This is a genomic window from Leptospira perolatii (assembly GCF_002811875.1).
GTDB classification, from domain to species: Bacteria; Spirochaetota; Leptospiria; order Leptospirales; family Leptospiraceae; genus Leptospira_B; species Leptospira_B perolatii.
The window spans coordinates 212,528-229,267 of record NZ_NPDZ01000003.1 but is presented as its reverse complement, the minus strand read 5'-3'; the positions used below and the strand labels follow the sequence as shown (position 1 = coordinate 229,267).

The 16,740-nt window shown below is 42.4% G+C and carries 13 protein-coding genes; 6 read left to right on the top strand and 7 right to left on the bottom strand.

Annotated features, from left to right (window positions below; all coding sequences use genetic code 11):
- Positions 1 to 124: 124 nt before the first annotated feature.
- Positions 125 to 928, top strand: coding sequence for a LamG domain-containing protein (locus CH373_RS07195; protein WP_100712714.1), 804 nt, complete (start codon positions 125 to 127; stop codon positions 926 to 928).
- Positions 929 to 935: 7 nt separating this feature from the next.
- Here CH373_RS07195 and CH373_RS07190 read toward each other — a convergent pair whose 3' ends face one another.
- Positions 936 to 1,865 carry an MBL fold metallo-hydrolase gene (locus tag CH373_RS07190; protein WP_100712713.1) on the bottom strand — a complete coding sequence of 310 codons (930 nt, stop codon included), beginning with the start codon at positions 1,863 to 1,865 and terminating at the stop codon, positions 936 to 938.
- Positions 1,866 to 2,052: 187 nt separating this feature from the next.
- Between CH373_RS07190 and CH373_RS07185 the strand changes: the two genes are divergently transcribed.
- Positions 2,053 to 3,000: an alpha/beta hydrolase gene (locus CH373_RS07185; protein WP_100712712.1), complete on the top strand. Its 948-nt coding sequence runs from the start codon at positions 2,053 to 2,055 to the stop codon at positions 2,998 to 3,000.
- Between the two features lie 2 nt (positions 3,001 to 3,002).
- Here CH373_RS07185 and CH373_RS07180 read toward each other — a convergent pair whose 3' ends face one another.
- Complete coding sequence (locus tag CH373_RS07180) at positions 3,003 to 4,130, bottom strand: MBL fold metallo-hydrolase (protein ID WP_100712711.1); 1,128 nt, start codon at positions 4,128 to 4,130, stop codon at positions 3,003 to 3,005.
- 130 nt (positions 4,131 to 4,260) lie between these two features.
- Here CH373_RS07180 and CH373_RS07175 point away from each other — a divergent pair, with 130 nt between their 5' ends.
- On the top strand, positions 4,261 to 4,998 hold the full coding sequence (locus CH373_RS07175) for a polyphosphate kinase 2 family protein (protein WP_100712935.1): 738 nt from the start codon (positions 4,261 to 4,263) through the stop codon (positions 4,996 to 4,998).
- Positions 4,999 to 5,013: 15 nt separating this feature from the next.
- Here the strand turns inward: CH373_RS07175 and CH373_RS07170 are convergent, their stop codons facing one another.
- The 4 genes from CH373_RS07170 to CH373_RS07155 form a co-directional block, all read right to left on the bottom strand.
- Positions 5,014 to 8,118 carry an efflux RND transporter permease subunit gene (locus tag CH373_RS07170; RefSeq protein WP_100712710.1) on the bottom strand — a complete coding sequence of 1,035 codons (3,105 nt, stop codon included), beginning with the start codon at positions 8,116 to 8,118 and terminating at the stop codon, positions 5,014 to 5,016.
- Positions 8,115 to 8,933 carry an efflux RND transporter periplasmic adaptor subunit gene (locus tag CH373_RS07165; protein WP_100712709.1) on the bottom strand — a complete coding sequence of 273 codons (819 nt, stop codon included), beginning with the start codon at positions 8,931 to 8,933 and terminating at the stop codon, positions 8,115 to 8,117. The genes CH373_RS07170 and CH373_RS07165 overlap by 4 nt, the downstream gene beginning before the upstream one ends.
- Positions 8,930 to 10,261: a TolC family protein gene (locus CH373_RS07160; protein ID WP_100712708.1), complete on the bottom strand. Its 1,332-nt coding sequence runs from the start codon at positions 10,259 to 10,261 to the stop codon at positions 8,930 to 8,932. The genes CH373_RS07165 and CH373_RS07160 overlap by 4 nt, the downstream gene beginning before the upstream one ends.
- A gap of 139 nt (positions 10,262 to 10,400) precedes the next feature.
- Positions 10,401 to 11,534 (bottom strand): MBL fold metallo-hydrolase, encoded by a 1,134-nt coding sequence (locus CH373_RS07155; protein ID WP_100712707.1) that lies wholly within the window; start codon positions 11,532 to 11,534, stop codon positions 10,401 to 10,403.
- Between the two features lie 135 nt (positions 11,535 to 11,669).
- Between CH373_RS07155 and CH373_RS07150 the strand changes: the two genes are divergently transcribed.
- The 3 genes from CH373_RS07150 to CH373_RS07140 are packed head-to-tail and all read left to right on the top strand — an operon-like array spanning position 11,670 to position 15,503.
- Positions 11,670 to 13,664, top strand: coding sequence for a hybrid sensor histidine kinase/response regulator (locus CH373_RS07150; RefSeq protein ID WP_207763705.1), 1,995 nt, complete (start codon positions 11,670 to 11,672; stop codon positions 13,662 to 13,664).
- A 41-nt stretch (positions 13,665 to 13,705) separates the two neighbouring features.
- A complete protein-coding gene (locus tag CH373_RS07145) occupies positions 13,706 to 15,091 on the top strand; it encodes a high affinity choline transporter 1 (RefSeq protein ID WP_100712705.1) in 1,386 nt (461 codons plus the stop codon).
- Positions 15,092 to 15,098: 7 nt separating this feature from the next.
- Positions 15,099 to 15,503: a DUF5360 family protein gene (locus tag CH373_RS07140; protein ID WP_100712704.1), complete on the top strand. Its 405-nt coding sequence runs from the start codon at positions 15,099 to 15,101 to the stop codon at positions 15,501 to 15,503.
- On the opposite strand, the gene CH373_RS07135 is transcribed toward CH373_RS07140, so the two are convergent.
- Positions 15,504 to 16,622, bottom strand: coding sequence for a GGDEF domain-containing protein (locus CH373_RS07135; protein WP_100712703.1), 1,119 nt, complete (start codon positions 16,620 to 16,622; stop codon positions 15,504 to 15,506).
- Positions 16,623 to 16,740 lie beyond the last annotated feature (118 nt).

The window sequence follows — 16,740 nt, the reverse complement described above, 5'->3', positions numbered from 1 at the left end:
TTCTTGAAATAAAAATTATTCTGAACGGTTATGATTCTCTAAGACCGACCTGGAATCCGACTGAAATCGAAACCCTTCGGTCGAGAGAATGGGATTTTAAAAAAAGTCGGATGAAAAAAGGAAGATGAATCGAATCAAACTTAAAGCTCTTCTTCCTCTATTTCTATCTCTGGTTTTCGGAAATTGTGGAACGATTATCATTCTGTATGATCTACTCCAGGTAGATTCTAGCAAACAGAACTATCTCATCTTGGCCTCGCTATTGGGAAATTCTACTCTAAGCCAAGGTTTATTGCACCATTGGCCACTTGATGGAAATGCGCAAGACTCCGTTGGAACTCTAAACCTGAGCGCTTTCGGATCTGGTATGACTTCTGTGACTGGACACGATGGAGTTCCTTCCGGGGCATTTCACTACCATGGAACTGCTTTCCATTCTTCTTCCCAAAATGGAGAAGACTTCCTGGCCGGAAATATTTCGTCCTTTACTGTCAGCGCTTGGGCGAGCGGCAATTTTCCAGCAGTACCTTCTGGGCTCAACGGGATCTTTTTGTCTCAGGGGAATGGATTCGGTTTACAATATTATAATATTGGAGTATGCACTGGTAGGTTGAGAGGATTTACGAATGATGGATCCTCCGGAGATGTGGATGTCTCTAGCGCGTGTGGAGTTTACTCAAACAATACTTGGTACCATATCGCATTTGTATGGGAACTGCCCACCAAAAGAGCGACTTTTTATGTAAACGGATCTCAAATTACAAGCGGATCTGGCGGCTTGAACTACCCCTGGGGTACTCTCGCATCCTTTCAACTTGCTACCAGCTCACTCAATTCAGGATATATTTTTGACGGGGCAATCGATGAAGTGCGAATCTATAACAGGGCGCTATCGTCTACAGAGATTCAGCTCCTAAGTTTGCAGTAATTTCCAACTAGTTCAAAGGTTGGTGCCCCGGATGGATTACGATTTTCGGAAAAGTCTCTGCGATTTGTTGCAAGAAGTTCAGACTTTCTCTGTTATTGGAAATATTATCCGTATAACCTCCAGGCGTAACATTGTTCTTCCATCCCCAGCTCGTATGACAAGTATCTCCGGTAACTAGTTGCAGTCCCTCAGTGCTATTCACAACGAAGGCAAGGCTGCCGCTTGTGTGTCCTGGAACGTGAATAATGAACAAGGACTGGTCTCCAAAAAAATCTAGGACTCTAAACTTCGACCCGGGAGAACCTTCTGAGAAGGATAACTCGAAAAGCGAAGGCTGTTTCCCGAGCATCGTATCCGTGGCCCCTTGTACGAATTGATTGATAAACCTTTTATGCGTAAGCTCCGTGGGTCCGGCGTAAATGGGCACTCCTTCTGCAATGTCAAGAATTCCTAATATATGATCCAGATGAGAGTGAGTGAGAAAAATTCCCCCAATTTCAGTCGGCGTTTTTTTGAGCTTTTCAGATAAGGTCTCTTTGATTTTCAAATGGGACAAATTCATGATCGATTGAACGAAGCTAGAAAGTGGCCATTCTTTCGGATCTTTCCTAAAAACTTCTGCTATTCCGGAATCGATTAAATAAGTACCAAACTTAGGATGTTCTAATATATAGTAGTAGATTTGTATAGGTTCAAGACCGGAGTCTAATTTTGCCGATTTAGCCTTTGGATCTCCAAAATCAATCAACCCATCGCGTTCTGCTACCCAATCTGCAGCCGAAATTTTTTGAAATCGAATCGGTCCCTTTTCATTCGGTTTTATCTTCAAAAGGGAAGAGCTCTGTCCTTTGGAAATTACAGAAGACTTGTGGGTAGTAACCGTAACAGAACAATAAGAAGCACAAAGCAGAATAGATAAGAATAACAAATATCGCATAATGATGAATTTGGTCAGGTGGGCGATATTTTGCAATTTGAATTCTATCTTAGACCTTTCAGATTAGTCGGACGTATCGGATTGTGCTTGATCCATAATGTTCTGAATTTTATGACTTTCTTCGAATCAATCTGCGAAACGGGAATTTCGCATAAACCCGTGTTAAGATTTATTGAAGAGAAGCTCAATGATAAAAAAATGCATTATCGCTCTATTAGTGATCATAGGTTTGTATATCGCCGCGGGATGGTTTTTCTCGGAAGATATCATACACTTCAGCAAACGCACGTTAGAGGAAGACAGAGTTCACGTAGAACTGCAAAAAGTTTCCGATGTAGGATTACCTGAACCTGAGACTATCGCCATTGAATCGGATGCGCATGGTTCGGAAAAACAAGTACTCAAAGGTTGGTTTTTTAAGAATCCGAGATTCGAACAAGCAAAGTGTGGAGTCATTTTACAACACGGATTCAAGAGTACTCGTTGGGCAGTCCTAAAATATGCGCCGTTGTTCTGGGACCGAGGTTGTTCGATACTTTCTGTGGACGCTAGATTTCACGGAGAATCCGGAGGGCAGTGTGGTACGTTCGGTTTTCATGAAAGTAAAGATATGCAGTCGATCCTTTATTGGATGACTACAAAGACTGGACTTCCGAAATCAAAAATCGGACTTTTAGGAGAATCTATGGGAGGAACGATCGTGTTTCTCGCGGCCGCAAGAGAGCCCGAACTCGCCTTTGTAGCAATCGATTCGACTCCCAGCGATATGAATGAGTCCTTCCAATACGAAGGCAGTCGCAAATTCGGTTCAGTTCTTACAGCAGTGATGATGGCAGTTTCTATGACGATTGCAGAATTAAGGTGTGATTTCGAATCCGACCAGATTTCTCCAAAGAAAGTTGCTAAAGATGTACAGAGTCCAGTCTTTATTTCGCATTCTAAATCCGACGAAAGCGTTCCCGTTTATCACGCAGAGGTAAATTACAAAGGTTTAATTCACACAAAGAAGCTTTTGTTCTTAAACGATTGGGGAGCTAGTCATGTTCGTGATCTTAATGTAAACTATGAAGAATACAAAAAACATATGAATCAATTTCTAGATCAGTATGTTCCAGATTTCGGCAAGTTGAAATAGGCTCAGTTTGCTTCTTCCCACCAATTTGTGTAGCTTATTGGAGTCGAAGGATCTACCAACTGACCCGGCTTAGGCGTCAAAATCTGAACCTGATTTTTCGCGGCCGCCTTTAATGCTCTTAGAATTGGCTCTTCCCAAGAGTGGATCGCTAAATTGAAAGTTCCCCAGTGCACCGGAATCATTTTTAAGCCCCTTAAATCGAGGTGAGCCTGAATTGCACTTTCTGGGTTCATATGTATTCCTTCCCAAGTCCAGTCGTATGCTCCGATTTTTATCGAGGTGAGATCGAAAGGGCCGTACAATTTTCCAATTTCTGCAAAGTGTGAAGAGTAACCGGTGTCTCCACTGTGAAAAAAGTTATGCTTTTCGCCTAACAGAATCCACGACGACCATAAAGTAGAATTTCGATTCAAAAGGCCGCGGCCCGAATAGTGAACCGCCGGAGTACATACGACTTCCAAAGAACCAACTCTATTTTTTTCCCACCAATCCATTTCAACGATCTGAGTCTCTGGTATTCCCCAAGATTCTAGATGAGCTCCCACTCCTAAGGGAACAAAAAACCGTGCGCCTTGTTTAGCTAAGACCTTGCTAGACTCCATATCTAGATGATCGTAGTGATCATGCGAGATCAAGATCGCATCAATCTTTGGAAGTTGGTCCAGAGTTAATGGCAAAGGGAAAAATCTTTCTGGTCCGATATTTCTAAAAGGAGAGACACGATCCGAAAATACCGGATCGGTCAAGATTCTAGTACCATCGATTTCCAATAAGAGGGTAGAATGTCCAAGCCAGATCGCTCTAAGTCCGGGAGAAATTTTTTTGGAAAAGGTGGAAGGATCGACTTTGACGATAGGGATGTCGCGAGCAGGATTTCTTTGCTCAGTGCCGAACAATTGCCGACGAATCATTTGCATATAAGATCCGGGTGTGATAAGTGGGACAAGTGGATCGTTCTCGAATTTGCCATCCTTGTACATTCGTGCAGATTTCATTTTTTCTAATCGAAGACCATCCGGATTGCCTCCTAATGAATTGAAACAAGAAGTTTGCCAAAAAAGAAATAGTAGTAGGCCGAGCAATACGATTCCGATTGAAAATAAAACTCTAAATCGTCTAGTTTGAAACATTATCATTCCCCCGATTTATATAAATTTAGTATCAGAGGATGGGATTGAAATCGTGTCAATGGAAAGAAATGTTTGAAAGATTTAGCCTCCAAGGATAACTTTCGTTAGTCTGAGTATGAAAAACCACGAAATGGAATTAGATAAAATTCAAACCAAAGCGCCAGAAGATGTAAGTCAGGAATGGGCAGAGAAAGAGATCGAAAAACTCCAAAAAGAATTGTTTGATCTTCAAAACCTTTTCTTTGCTGCAAAGAAGTTCTCTATGTTGGTCCTATTTCAAGGCGTTGACGCCTCTGGAAAGGATGGAACTATTCGGCATGTATTTTCCTGCATGAACCCTTTGGGGGTTCGTGCAAAGGCATTCAAAGTTCCTAATGAAGTAGAATTGGAGCACGACTTTCTTTGGAGAATCTTTAAAGAGTTGCCCGAGAAGGGGATCATTCAAATTTTCAATCGATCTTATTACGAGGATATCATAGAGCCTAGTATTGCACAAAATTTGGATAAAGAGATATTGGAGAATAGGTATGATACAATCAATGCGTTGGAGCGGCATCTGATTGATAACGGAACCATTCTTTTGAAATTCTATTTACATATCAGTTCGAGTGAGCAAAAGCATAGAATTCGAAAAAGGATTTCTGATCCGATGAAAAATTGGAAATATTCCGAATCGGACGAGATCGCCGCAAATCATTACGAAAAGTATTTAGAAGCATACGACAGAGTAATCAAGAAATGCAGCAAGCATAGCTCCTGGCATGTTTTGCCGTCAGACGATAAATGGTACAGGAACTACAAGGTGGCAAAAACGATTGCAGAACATATAGAACGACTGGACTTATCTTTTCCAAAAAGACAAAGGTGAAGAACTTCTAATGGATCAAACGGTAATTCGGATCTTGATTTTGTCCTGAATAATTTTGTAAAATACGGGCAACAAAATCAAGCTCAGGAAAGTGGAGCTCAGAATTCCCCATACCATCACAGTCGCGATCGGTCTTTGGATATCCGAACCGATTCCGGTAGAAAGGGAGGCGGGCAATAGTCCCATGAACGCAACGAAGGAGGTCATCAGCACCGGTCTAAGTCGCATGCTGGCTCCTTGCAGGATTGCCTGATCAATAGGAAGTCCTTCTTGTTGTAGGTGGTGAATTCTGCTCACTAAAAGGATTCCGTGCATCGATGCAATTCCAAATAGCGTAGTAAAACCTACTCCCACAGAAACAGAAAGGTGCATCCCTCTCAAGAATAAGGCTACGATGGATCCGGTTGCGGCAAATGGAACGGAAAGTAATACTAACATAGATAAGGAAATGGATCTAAAAAGAAAAAGCAGCAGAAGAAGAATAAGTAAAAGAGAAATCGGAACCAATAAGCCAAAATGAATTCTGGCCCTAGATAAATTTTCGAACATACCCAACCATTCTACCTTGTATCCTTTCGGAACTTGGATCGTATTACGAAATTTTGATTGAGCTTCGGCTACGAAGTCTCCTTGAGCACGACCTCGGATATCCGTCCGAACCGTGATCCTTCTGCTCCCTCTAGCTCTCGCGATGATTGTCTCTCCATCGGTCACTCGAATCTCCGAGATTTGCCCCAGGGGGATTGGTTCTCCTTGTTCGTTGAATACGGGGAGCAATGCGATCGCCTGGGGAGCCTTCCTGTATTCAGGAGCGTATTTTACTAAGATATCGAACCTTTTTTCGTCTTCGTTGATTTCGGAAACCGGTAAGCCTCCGATCGCAGTATTCACAACGTTATTTACCGAAGTCGCAGAGATTCTATAAGTAGAGAGTTTCTTCTTATCGATTCTGATCTGCAATTGAGGTTGCAGTCCTTCTTGCTCGATGTTTACGTTTACACTCCCGTGAATTCCTTTGAGCATGGAAACCGTTTTTGCCGCCAAGTCTCTAAGAGTTTCCATATCGGGACCTAACAGCTCGACGGCGAGGTCCGCAGACGTTCCATTACTATCTTCAGTGACAGAGTCAATGATCGGTTGGGTCAGGTTCATCCTCAAAGTCGGAAATCTGGACTTCAATTTTCTTCGAATCGCGTCTTCTAAAACAAATTTGTTCTTAAACTGTTTCCATTCTGATTTGGGTTTTAGTCCGACCATGAATTCGATTCGATCCAATGGGAAAGGGTCAGTTCCAACATCGTTGCGCCCGGTTTGAGAGGTTACGTAAGAGATCTCTCCGAATTCAAGCAGCATTTTCCGAATTTCTGAAGCATACTCCGAAGTTTCTCTCAAAGAGATCCCTTCCGGGAAGCCGGTTCTTAACCAAAAGACTCCTTCGTCCATATAGGGCAGGAACTCTGTCCCTAAATTTGGTATGATGATCAGAATCAAACCGATAAAGAAGCCCAAAAAGGAAGCTGCGACTCTTTTTTTATACTTAAGAAGCCTAGGCAAAATATGATCGTATGCGTTTTGGATACTTAAGAATATTCGACTTTCCTTATGTTGGTGCAAGCGATCCGTATTCTTGAATAACAGGGCAGAAAGCGGGGGAATTAGATATAACGCGAAGATCAATGCACCGATCAACGCAAAGCAAAGAGTCAAAGCCATTGGCCGGAACAAAAGCCCTTCTATTCTTGTCAGGGAAAGCAAGGGAGTGTAGGCTATGATTACGATCCCCATAGAGAAGATCATCGGTTTCTGCACTTCTTTTGCCGCTAGTAAGGTAATCGATTCCGACGCACCTGCTCTCTTCCGCTCCGAGTATTTTCGGACGATGTTCTCGGATACGATGACAGCTCCGTCTACAATAATCCCGAAATCAATAGAACCAACTGAAAGTAGACTGATCGGTATGTTCGAAAAGAACATTAAAGAAAGTGCAAATAACAAGGAGAATGGTATGGTTAGAGCGACCAGCATTGCCATTCTGATATTCCCCAAGAATATGAATAATGTGATAATAACGAATGTGATTCCGAGCAGAGTATTATGCGCTACTGTTTCTAAGGTTTCATGAATGAGAGTGGAACGATCGTAAAAAGGTTGAATTCGAATGTTCGATGGTAAGGTCTCCTCGTTTAACTCAGTGATGGCTTCTTGGATTCTAGCGAGAACGATAGAAGGATTTTCGCCTCTTCGCATGCGAACGATTCCTTCCACACCGTCGTCTCGATCGTTCTTACCGAATACTCCGGTTCTAGGAAGGTGATCTAAAACTACAGTACCTATATCTTTTACGAAAACCTGGGTCCCGAAGCTATTTTTGATAAAAATATTTTCCAGTTCCTTATAATCAGTCACTCGACCAATTCCTCGGATGACTACGGAGGAGCTCCCTCTTTCTAAGATTGACCCGCCGCTGTTGCTGTTACTATTCTGAACCGCGGAAACTATTTCCTGAAGTTTTACTCCGCACCTCATTAGGTCTTCCGGTTTTACGTGAATAGCATACTGTTTCCCCAAGCCCCCAAAGTTGGCTACTTCCACGACTCCCTTTGCTCTTAATAATCGTGGTACTACGACCCAATCGTTAAACGTCCTAAGTTCCATTGGATCGTGTTTGTCGGTTTTGACTAGCTCATAACGATAGATTTCACCGTATGCGGTAGCGAGACTTCCTAATGTGGGCTCGATTCCAGGAGGGAGTTTTACCTCGTACATTTTTTGATAAACCTGTTCCCGGGCCCAGTAATCGTTTGTACCTTCTTCAAATAGAATTTGCACTAAGGAGAGTCCAAAAATCGATCTGGAACGAATGACTTCTACGCGAGCTAGTCCAGCCATGGTTCTTTCAATTGGAATGGTTACTTGTCTTTCTACCTCTTCGGTTGCGCTACCTGGAACAGGAGTAATAATTTGGACCTGAGTTCCGGAAATGTCAGGATAGGCATCTATATTCAAAAATTGGAATGCTACAATTCCCAATCCTGAAATGATGACTGCGATTGAGAACGTAAGCCACCTGGCCTCATACGCGAAAATTACGGATTTATGAAGTAAGGATTCGGCTTTCACCAGCTATTTTCCTCTTCGCTCTTGGTCATATTCAAAAGTGGTTGGAGTAGAATTGCTCCCTTGGAGACGACTTTCTCTCCTGGATTCACGCCTAGAACTGAAAAAGTCTGGTCATTCTCTTCTAGAACAGTAACGATTCTAGGTGCATAAACTCCTTTGGACCATTCTATGAACACATGGTCCAATTTCTGAAAATGAACAATAGAGCGCGCAGGTACTACGGTAGGCTTGCTGGTAATCTCCGGGAAATTCACTTCGCAGTTAGTTCCGGGATACCAGTCCTTTCCTTCATTAATTCTAAATAAAATTGTAATGGAGTTTGCGGAACTAAAGGATCTTTGGATTTTTACGATCTTCGCGTTTGCCGACGCTTTTCTCAATCCATAGATGGCAATTTCCAGATCTGCATTGATTCGCATCTGATTGGAATGTTCCTTTGGAACATCGACTATCCCGAAAGCGGTATCTATTTTAGCATTCGTTTTGCTTAATCCGAATTTCTCGGATAATTCCGGATCCAAATGTACCAAACTTCTCTGTGGTCCGATCAATGCCCCGGATCTATCCACCAAAAGTATGATTTGTCCTACTGAGTGAAAATGGGTGCGATCCTCGCGAGGAGAGGGTTTTGCGGATTCGGAAACGATTCCTTTAACAAATTCGGAATCGGGCGAAAAACGGATCATATAACCGTCGTTAGTAAAATAGTGAGCAGGTTTGATCTCGGGTGGATGGGAAAATTTCCACCATGCCCAAAATAGAAAAGCGGCCGCGCATACCAATGAAAATAGAAAAAGTATTCTCAACCTGCTCATGGACGAATCCCTTTGTTCAAGTAGGATTCCAATTTGGCCCGGTTTTTCCTGTAATCCGCAACCGCCTTGTAATAGGTCATCAACGTTCCGTTATATGCGTTGACTGCGTCAAAGTATTCGAGTAAGTTCGCTCCTCCTGTTCCGAAAAGCCGTTGCTGGTTATTCAAGACTTTTTGAGCCTTAGGAAGCTGACTCGATTCGATCTGCTGTATTATGTTTTTGTTAAGAAGCATTCCCTGAATTAAAGTCTTGACTTCTTTTTCTAAAGTAATCTCCGCCGCGCGATAATAGACTGTCGCTTGTTCTTTGATGACTCTGGCCTTTCGAATATTACCTTGGTTTCGATTTAAACTCGGCAATGGAATAATCACCCCGAGTGCCCAGGAGGATTGCCCTGGAATCCCAGTCTCCATCGGATAGCCCGAATTAGGAAGAGCCTTGGGATATGCGTCCACTCCTGATTGTCTGCTTACTCCGCCAAACAGAGTAAAGTCGTCCCACACTTGTGCTTGGGCTGCTGTAATTTGGTTTTCAGAAAAATCTACCGCTAGTCGAAGCGCTTGCAGATTCGGATAATCCTCTTTTACGGTCTCGATAATTTCATCATACTTTGGAGGATCTTCCAGTTGTACATCGCGAAGTTTTGTAAGAGGAACTAAATCAGGAGACCCTTCTTTACCTAGTAAGAGAGCAAGGGCTCTCCTCGCTGTCTCTACATCGACTACAGCTACTTGCGTGTCTATCGATGCACTTTCCACCGCGAGTTGTGCACGAGTGAGAAGTAAGGGTTGGATCCCGCTTCCACCGATCCTATTCTGGATGGTTTTTGCGAGCCGCTGCAAGTTGATTTCCCGATCGCGAAGTAGTTGGAGCACATTCTCCTTTAGAACTAGCTCAAGGTAGGCAACCCTAGTTTGATAAGCGACTTCGCGAAATGCTGCTTCTAACATCACTTCGGAAATATAGGTCCAGGTTTGGGCCTTTCTCTTTCCTGACTTTATTTTGGAACTCAGATCCAGAGGAACGTTTAAGAGTAAATCGAGCTGTCTCGGACCTCCCGTGCTCGACTGGTTATAATTTTTTCCAAAAGGATTTAAGCTAGATAAAGCACTGAAAGACGGGTTTCTGTAAAGTCCTGCCTGTATCTCGTCCGCTTTTGCGATGTCCACATCATACTTCTTTGCCAAAAGAGTTAGGTTTTGTTTTAGGCTAATGTTCGCACATTCTTCGATGGTAAGGGGCTGCGGGTCTTTTTCAAGGGTTTGAGAAAATAGGGAGCAGGTTCCGAGCAGTTGCAAAAGTAGGAGAAAACTAGTAAGGCGGAACATGTCGAGGCACTATTTCTCCTACTAGATTTTCGGCAAATGAAAGTACGGATATTACAAAATGATCCTACTCCATTGAATTCGTGGCTCCGGTCGTTGATTACCTCTAAACGTCCTATTTTTGCAAATTGTAACCTTTCGGTTAATTTAGATCAAAATTATAGTTATGTCCGGGCTTCGGGATGATTTTTCTCGCATCCTTTCGTAAGTGTTTTTCTGCCCTTTCCAGAAAGTCTTTTCTGGAATTCCCAAAGAGCAGGTTGCGGACATTGAGTACGTCACTCGGTGTATCTATCGGTGAACTGAAAAAGTCCTCCCAATGACCTAAAATAATATTCTTCGGTTTGATGGACTTTATTATATACTCCGGATATTCCGAAACCTCGTTGTAACTGCCTACACACAAAATCGCTAAATCTACTTCCTTTTTCTGATCCGATTCGGAATCGAATTTTGGAAGTAAGGAGTTCGGATAATCGCTTGCCGCATCTTGATAATGAATTCTGAATCCAACCTCTGTGGGAGACTTCATAAAATCAATCAAGTAGGCGAGCGGCTGTCCTTCTTTCCACTGCCAGGCAAAAGTAGGTGGGCTATCTCTTTTTTCGTTTACTTCGCCTTTTAGAAATTTGATGCCAAAGAAGTGAGGAGCGTGATTCGATTTGATTGCCATGATACGGATTTCATCCTTTACGATCCAGACCCATTCGCCTTGCTTTTGTTCCGGGATAGCCATCTTGCTCTCCATATTCACAAGCCTATTCGCGGGTAAGACGGGATCTGCAGAAAGCAACAAATTGATCATAGTTTTGCTGCCATAAATCAAAGCTTTCTTATTTATGTTCGTGGCGATATACGGCACATCCATTAGATGATCGTAATGTGCGTGACCCACTAAAATCGCCTTTGCATCCGAATCAGGAATCCGAGGATGTAATCGATCGATCGCGTCTATGTCTGGAGAAATCGGAAACGAAAAAGGAAACACACCGACGCGCATAAACCCCGGATTTGAGTAAAACGGAGCAGTAAAGATAACGTTCTTATCCTTACGGATCAAAAAGCCGCCGGTTCCAAGATATTGGAGTTGGATTTTATTTTTATAATCGGCCTCGTAATGAGATATTAACGGTTGGCCTTGCGTAATCGGAATCGTAGCGCAGGAAGCGAAGAGCAAAAGGAAGAAGGATAAGCCGACAAAAGATTTGTCGATACTGCGAAAGTTTCTAAAAAGTTCCAAACACATCTTAAAACCAGAAATATTTTTCAGATTCATGCCGTTGTCCAAATATATCGCGTCATATTTTGCAAAGGAACGGAAAACGCAACCTTATGACGATTCGTTTATTGATAAATATTAATCGTAAACACAAGACTAGGTGATCTTTTGATTTACTTAAGCTAGTTTTTAGTGTTTTATAGTTCGGGACTTTTGCATTCACAGAGACTCTCCTTTAGAGAATGGTCCAGTATGATGGATGAAGGGTATATTAGCGAAGGACTTCAAAGCGGGATCGAGCTCATCCAAGGTGAATTCTTGTACCAGGCTATCGCCAAGAATTTTCCGAATGGTGCTATTGCTATTTTTGACCGCGATCTTCGTTACGTTTTGATAGAGGGGGAAATTCTCCCTGATTTGGGACTTTCCCCCAAGCTAATTGTGGGAAAATTGGCTCGAGAAGTACTTCCTCCTGACATTTATGCAACGATGGAACCGCATTACAGGGCAACGCTGCTTGGCCAAAAGACTGTTTGTGAAATTTCGCTTAGAGAAAGAATTTTTAACGTACATCACGTACCGATCAAACAAGGAGCCGGAGAAATAGCCTATGGGATGGCCATGATCCAGGACATCACCGAGAATAAGAAGGTAGAAAACGAATTAAGAGAATCCAGACATATTTACCAAGAGTTAGTGGAGAATATTAGCGATGTGATTTTCTCCCTAGACATTGAGGGAAGGGTAACATTTGTAAGCTCTGTTGTGGAACCTAAATCTGGATATAAGATACAAGAAATTCTTAATAAACATTTTCTTGATTTTGTGGTAGAGGAAGATAAGGGACCTGTTCAAAAAATTATCAATTCCACAATAAAGGGAAACCGAGAAGTTTTCGAGCATAGAGCCCTGGTTAAATCGGGGCAGTACTTGTGGGTACAGATTTCTACTCATCCAATTGTTCGAGATGGAAAGATCGTCGGAGTGGGTGGTATCATGAAAGATGTCACCAAAAGAAGACAATTGGAACACCAATTGATACAGGCACAAAAACTGGATAGCTTGGGAAATCTCGCAGGTGGGATCGCTCACGATTTTAATAATATACTTAGCATAATGTTAGGACACCTTTCCTTGCTTGAAAAATATTCTGACGATGTGGAAAGAAGGACTAAGAATATCAGCTCGATAGGAAATGCAATTAATCGTGGAACTTCATTAGTCCGACAGTTACTTACCTTTGCTCGCAGAGCGGACACCACGATGGAGCTGTTAAATATTAATAATGTGGTATCGGAAGTCGTATCTCTATTGAAGCAAACGTTCCCTAAGTTGATCCAAATCGAGTCTTCTTTGGAAGAAAAAATGCCTCTGATTTTGGCGGATCATACTCAGATCCATCAAGTCATCATCAATCTATGCATTAATGCTCGAGACGCCATGCTGCCGAGTGGAGGCAAATTACTTTTGCGAGTATGCGCAGTGTCCTGCGAACAGGTGAGAGCCTTTTATCCAGACGCGACTCCTTCACACTATATCGAACTTTCCGTTTCTGATACCGGAGAAGGAATGGATGAATTTACAAGAGAAAGAATTTTTGAGCCGTTCTTCACAACCAAGGAACCAGGAAAAGGAACGGGTCTTGGATTAGCTACAGTTTTTGGAATCGTGGAACGACACCGTGGTTACATTACGGTAGAAAGTACACTAGGAGTCGGTACTAAATTTCATCTATATTTTCCTGCACAAACAGAGTCTAGTTCCTTTAAATTGGATTCCGGCACTCATCTTACGGAGCCGCCAGGAGGAAGAGAGACCATTTTAGTAGTAGAAGACGAAGAAATGTTAAGAGAAATGGTTCGAGTATTGTTGGAAGGGAAGGGTTATACTGTATTAATGGTTCCGAACGGGAGAGAGGCGATCAACAAATATGGAGACCATCTTTCTGAAATCGACCTAGTCCTTTCTGATATAGGACTTCCGGAAATTTCAGGAGACCAGTTATTCTATCAAATGAAAAAGCTTCAGCCAAAGTTGAAGGTGATCTTGGCCAGCGGCTTCATAGATCCGGAAAAAAAGATAGAAATGATACGCGCCGGTGTGAAGGACGTATTGCAAAAACCATACATTCCAAATGAAATATTAAAAAAAATTCGTTCTGCAATTGACGACCAGCTTATTGAATAGTTTCAAGGATATCTGAAATTATTCGGAGAAGCAAATTCAAGGTGCTAGTCACATTCGTATTTATTTATATTCTAGGAACGATTCTTATCGGCGCTGTAGCGTCCAGATTTGTAAGGAGTTCTCAGGATTATGTGTTGGCGGGTAGAAGACTTCCGCTCGTTCTCGCTTCGTCTGCGTTGTTCGCGACCTGGTTCGGATCCGAAACTCTTATGGGCGCCTCCTCCAAATTCGTAGATGGGGGAGTGCTGGGAGTTATCGAAGATCCTTTTGGTGCCGCGCTTTGTCTACTCTTGGTCGGAATCTTTTTTGCAAGGCCACTCTATAGAATGAATATTCTTACATTCGGAGACTTGTACAGAAATCGGTTTGGCAAAAAGGTGGAGTTCCTCTCTGCCTTATTTATGGTTCCATCTTATTTCGGCTGGATCGCAGCGCAGCTCGTAGCGATGGGGATCGTACTGAATTCCTTATTAGGGATTGATATTTATATAGGGATTCTTACAGGAGCTGGAGTTGTATTAGTTTATACTTATATAGGTGGGATGTGGGCGATTTCAATTACCGATTTTGCACAAACAATACTGATCATAGTCGGCCTATTATTCTTAGTATGGGATCTCGCAAGTAAATCCGGGGGAATCACGCATTTTGCTTCCGAAACACCTCCTGGCTTTTTTCGATTTTTACCTCCGCCAAAAATGGAGTCGATTCTGGCCTATATCGCCGCTTGGATTACGATCGGGTTGGGCTCGATTCCACAGCAAGATATTTTTCAAAGAGTAATGTCCTCTAAATCAGAAAGGGTTGCAGTCTATTCCTCTTATCTCGGTTCGTTTCTGTATTTGACCATCGCCTTTTTACCGCTAATCGCTGGAGTATTGGCGAGGAAACTTTATCCTGACATCGCTGTCGGAGACAATCAAATGATTTTGCCCCAAGTGGTCTTGCTCCATTCTTCGGTCTTGGTGCAAATCCTTTTCTTTGGAGCACTTCTCTCGGCGATTCTAAGTACTGCATCAGGAGCAATACTGGCTCCTGCGACTGTACTAGGAGAAAATTTGATTCGACCCACCTTAAAAGATCCTAGTGAAGAAACACTTTTGAGAATCATGCGATTGTCTGTGGTTTCTATTACTACAGTTTCAACAGTCATGGCACTAAGCAGAACGAATATTTACGAATTGGTGGCCGATTCATCCTCGATTAGCCTGGTCTCACTATTTATACCACTGGTCGCTGCACTATTTTGGAAAAAAGCAAACGCTACCGGGGCGATCGGCGCGATGTTTGGCGGAATGGGAGTCTGGTTATGGTTCAAGATTTTAGGTCCGGAATGGATACCTGCTTCTCTTCCGGCTTTGGGTGCAAGTTTGTTCTTGCAATTACTCGGTGCTTATTTGCCTATTCATAAATTAGAAAAAAATTAAGTTTTATATGCAAGAACAGTTTCCGAAGATTCTTAAGCCCTTTTTCATCCTCGTAGATTTTGGATTTATACTGTATTGGTTGATCACAGCTTTCGGGTGGATTCCAGACGAATATCTTTTTCCGGATTACAAGAATGCAACAATGGTGATTTGGAACTGGTCTTTTTTGCCTCTGGATCTATTTGTTTCTGCGACAGGAATCTATGCTCTTCGCCTTCATGCAAAAAAGGATGCCAGGCAGAATCAATTCGCTATACTTTCTTTGGCGTTTACTTCTGCTTCAGGCTTGCAGGCGATTTCTTTTTGGATGATACAGGGATGGTTTGACTGGTTTTGGTGGTTTCCGAATCTTTTTTTGTTAATTTATCCGATTCCTTTCCTATTCTATTTTGTCAGAAACCGTCGGCTTTAGTTATACGGAAACAACCTTGTTCCGACCTCTAGATTTAGCTTTGTAGAGATTTTCATCCACGGTCTTCAAAAGATCTTCCATTGTTTGAGATTTCTTTAATGAACTAACTCCGATGCTTACGGTGATTCGCCAAGGGACTTCCTCAAAACGGTGCTGTTCGACTGATTTCCGAATCCTTTCTGCGACCCTGCTTGCTTCCCGTTTGCGGGTGCTTGTAAGAACAATACAAAATTCTTCTCCGCCGTAGCGTGCCGCCAAGTCACTTTCTCGGATCAAGTTTCCTAAGTGTCTTCCGAGTTTCGCTAAAATTGCATCTCCGACCAAGTGACCGAACTTATCATTCGTCTTTTTGAAATGATCCACATCCAAAAGTAAGATGGACAGTTCTAATCTATATCTTCTTGCGTTTGCGATCAAAGAGGATAAGGCCTCGATCAAATATCTTCGGTTATGCAATCCTGTTAATGGATCTCTGTAAGAGAGTTCAGTCAAATGCCGATTTGATTCTACTAGTTTCAGTTGGAGAATATTCGCCCTTACTCTTGTTCTCTCTATGATGATAGAGGAGAACCAACTTGATAACGAAAACACGAAGATAGGAGTAAGAACAGGAAGGCCGATGACTTTACCGACAAAATAAGAATAACCGATTAAGAAATATATAAAATTGTAAATAATCATTACCACATATACCCAATGCTTTGCACGGAGGAATAGAGGTAGGCCGAGCATTCCGAACAGATAGCCGGAATAATCATGGATATGGGCGAGGTCGATGATCGTGAGCGAGGTGGTAGTAGTGGTGGCAATTAATGCGTAGATATAAACTACTATCTGAGTTGCGGATGGTAGTTTTTCGCAATAAAGTCGAAGGAATACAAATAAACTGCAGGAGAGAATTCCAAATGCCGCATAAACCGAAATTAGATAATACGGAATAGAGCTTCCTTCAGGCGTACCCGGATCTAGAATATTTTGAGCGGTGAATGCAAAGCAAACTCCGACTGCGACCACTGCGAGAATCTGAAACATCCTTCCATTGTCTCGTGCTCTTAATGCAAGAATTTCATGCGTGAAGGTTTTTTCATCTTCGGACTGTGCAAGATCTCGAAAAGGCATGTGCTATTACTTTCATAGACGTATGAAACAGTACGAATTTGAATGTTTGTTTCCTCTGGCAGGGAATTCTTTCCGTTTTGAAGCGGAAATGTTTTTCAGACAATTTTCGTCGGGGTAG